6 protein-coding genes are annotated in these 2618 nt (G+C 62.5%); all 6 read right to left on the minus strand.

Annotation, left to right across the window (positions count from 1 at the left end):
- On the minus strand, positions 1-537 hold a 537-nt coding region (locus tag CBW22_RS25820), incomplete at its 3' end, for a conjugal transfer protein TraH (RefSeq protein ID WP_176428209.1).
- Between the two features lie 34 nt (positions 538-571).
- Entirely contained in the window at positions 572-850 is a 279-nt protein-coding gene (locus CBW22_RS25825) for a hypothetical protein (protein WP_088518257.1), read from the minus strand.
- On the minus strand, positions 843-1160 hold the full coding sequence (locus tag CBW22_RS25830) for a hypothetical protein (RefSeq protein ID WP_088518258.1): 318 nt from the start codon (positions 1158-1160) through the stop codon (positions 843-845). Before CBW22_RS25830 ends, CBW22_RS25825 begins: the two co-directional genes overlap by 8 nt.
- An 80-nt stretch (positions 1161-1240) precedes the next feature.
- Positions 1241-1864 (minus strand): F-type conjugal transfer protein TrbB, encoded by a 624-nt coding sequence (gene trbB / locus CBW22_RS25835; RefSeq protein ID WP_088518259.1) that lies wholly within the window; start codon positions 1862-1864, stop codon positions 1241-1243.
- Positions 1854-2066, minus strand: coding sequence for a hypothetical protein (locus CBW22_RS25840; protein ID WP_088518260.1), 213 nt, complete (start codon positions 2064-2066; stop codon positions 1854-1856). Before CBW22_RS25840 ends, trbB begins: the two co-directional genes overlap by 11 nt.
- Positions 2063-2536 carry a hypothetical protein gene (locus CBW22_RS25845; protein WP_088518261.1) on the minus strand — a complete coding sequence of 158 codons (474 nt, stop codon included), beginning with the start codon at positions 2534-2536 and terminating at the stop codon, positions 2063-2065. Before CBW22_RS25845 ends, CBW22_RS25840 begins: the two co-directional genes overlap by 4 nt.
- Positions 2537-2618: the final 82 nt, after the last annotated feature.

The raw sequence follows: 2618 nt of genomic DNA on the forward strand, positions 1-2618 counted from the left end.
GCTCTCGCCGGCAATGTCCTGGCAGATTTTCTGATTGGACACCTGCGACACCGGCCAGAGGCCGCCGATGATGCCCTGCGCGGCCTGACAGGAGCTCATGTTCATGGAGTTCACGTCCGAAGCCAGCTTCTGCAGGAAGTCTTTTGCCTGCTTGAGCTCCGGCACCATCGTCTGCAGCGCGAGGTCAAAGGCGTAGCCGGCGGCGTTACTCATAATCTGCTTCACGAAGCGCTGCAGCTCGGCGCCGTTGATAAAGGAAAACGCCCCGAGGTAGGCATCGATGCCGCCGCAGCCCGCGTTCAGCGAGGGCACCTGCATCGAGATGAGTTGCACCTGTTTGACGGGGTTACGCAGATAAACCGAACCGCCGGTAAAGTAGCCCGCGGCCTGTCCCTGCCACGCCTGCGCTTTTGAGACGTTGCCGTCAAAGCCGAGGCTGCCAAAGTAGCCGTTGAGGTCGCCCTGCACGTCGGCCAGCGCCGGGCTGCTGATGGTCAGCGCCGCCAGAGCGCTGATTAGTAGCTGACGCAGGTTCATGATGCCGCCCTCACATTAAAACGATCTTTCTTTTTCATTGAAAACTCCGGTCAGTCATGAATCCGTGCCGGCGCAGCGTGATGCTGACCAGCGCGCCGCAGCCAAAGCCGCCGGCAAGGGCAAACAGAAACAGCAGCGGGTAGAGCTGCAGCCCGCTCAGCAGCAGCGCATCGGTGCCGTAAGCGACATCCGCGGGCAGGCGGGCAAGGTCGCAGGCAAGCCAGGCGTAAATCCCGGCCGCCGCCAGCATTGAGGTGCAGACGAGCAGCAGCGCCGTCTCGGTTCGCGAGAGTATTAAAGGGTGCTCAGTCACAATGAGACTCCGCATAAGGGATGTCCCGTAGCCGGCGGCGACTGGCATATGCACTCATCCCGGCGATCACCTGTGCGGCGAGCGCCACGCTGGCCAGCCCCAGACCACATGCAGTCAACGCCCATACCGGCAGGTGCAGTACTGCGGAAAACGCCAGCGGATGCTGAGCAAACACGGGCAGCGAGGTGAAGGCATCAAACAACCGGTTACCGGCATAGTCCCACAGCGTGGCGGTCGTGAGGCAGGCCAGGCTTATGAGGACCAGGACATAGTGAACGCGCGTGGCGAACCGTCTATCGGAAGGTGTCATGAGGTTACTCCTGCAGAAAAATAAAGCTGCCAGCAGAACGCGGGGCAGCGTGTGGATACGGGTTGCAGTCCGCGCCGGCGTTACTGCGGGGTCAGCGAGGCGCTGCCCGGTACCGGCCCCAGCGTGTCGGGCGGCAGGTGGTCAATGTCGGCCTCGATCATCTGCGCGAGGCGCTGGCTTACCGTGCCCATGTCGGTGTCGCCCTGATAAAGCGGATAAGCCATGTTGGTGTTCACGTTGACCATAAAGGTGGTCGGCGTCGCGATGGGCAGACCGTTGCCGAAGAACGTCAGGATCTCGCCGGCGATGGGCTCGTCCGGCCCGGCCTTGCGCGGGATCAGCGCCACCGGGAAGGACGTGTCGCCGTACCCGTCAAGCGTGTACGGATACACTTTTATCCCGGTTTCATCCGCCCACGCCTTCAGTTTTGGATCAAACTTCGCGCTGTACTGGCAGCCGCGCTGCATGAACACCACCACCGCGTAGTCGTTGAGATTTACGCGCCGGCCGTCGGTCAGCGTCATCAGATTCGGCGGCTTCGCCGGCGCGGTCCGGGCAGGCTGGCTGCCGGGCAGCCCGAAGTCAGGCAGCTGTGCCCCCTGCTGCGCCTTTGCCTGCTCCAGCGCGGCGATGTCGTCGGCCACTGAGGCCTGTGCCAGCCCCGGCAGCAGCAGCGTCGCCGCCAGCAGAACCTTAAGCCTCATGATGGCCTCCCGGTCCGCGGCGCGCGCGGCGGTATGCAATGAGTTCGCCCGCCAGTGCCACGGCGGCCAGCACAAAGGCCGCCATGGCGCCGGTGATCAGAACCTGATGGGTCAGCGTCAGCGAGTAGTTCATCAACTGGCGCAGGCAGTTCAGTATGACGCCCGCCATAAACAGCGTGACGATAAGCGGCAGTCGGTTCATGCATGTTCTCCTTTAGCGCGGCGGCGCAAGTGCCACACGGCCAGATTAGATATGACGGAAAACATCACGCCGGCCTTATAGAGTAACAGCAGCGTGCCGCTGGTCTGTGCAGCCCACGCATCGCGGCTGAGCGCCGTTTTCTCACACAACACGGGCGGCGCAACTGAAAGTTTTACCGCATCCGGGACAGGCGCGCCGTTCTGAAGTTCATCCGGCGTTGCAGGCGGAAAGGCCTTCATGGGCGTGGCCTGTGATACACAACCCCACACCTGCCCCGCCGGCGCATCGCGCACCAGCCTTTCGGCCTCGCTCAGCAGCATCTGACCGGCGCTGCCCGCATTGTGTGACATCAGTAAAAACAGCAGAAAGAACAGCAGCGCCGGGTGAATAACCAGCGTCTGCATCAGCAGGCTCGTCAGGCCACGGGCAGCTCGCAGCCGCCCGTGCCAGACGGGTGATAGCGTCAGCATCAGGAACTCCTCAGAAGTTAGGTTTAAAGCCGGTGGCCACGTTAAGAAAGCGCTTCGCCAGGTCATCCTGCGTCATAAAACC

Origin of the sequence: Pantoea sp. VS1, from assembly GCF_002207995.1 — a bacterium.
GTDB classification, from domain to species: Bacteria; Pseudomonadota; Gammaproteobacteria; order Enterobacterales; family Enterobacteriaceae; genus Pantoea; species Pantoea dispersa.

Coding starts and splice junctions, on each gene's coding strand:
- CBW22_RS25845 (WP_088518261.1), bottom strand. CDS start 2,536: ATGCTGACGCTATCACCCGTCTGGCACGGGCGGCTGCGAGCTGCCCGT.
- trbB (WP_088518259.1), bottom strand. CDS start 1,864: ATGAGGCTTAAGGTTCTGCTGGCGGCGACGCTGCTGCTGCCGGGGCTG.
- CBW22_RS25840 (WP_088518260.1), bottom strand. CDS start 2,066: ATGAACCGACTGCCGCTTATCGTCACGCTGTTTATGGCGGGCGTCATA.
- CBW22_RS25830 (WP_088518258.1), bottom strand. CDS start 1,160: ATGACACCTTCCGATAGACGGTTCGCCACGCGCGTTCACTATGTCCTG.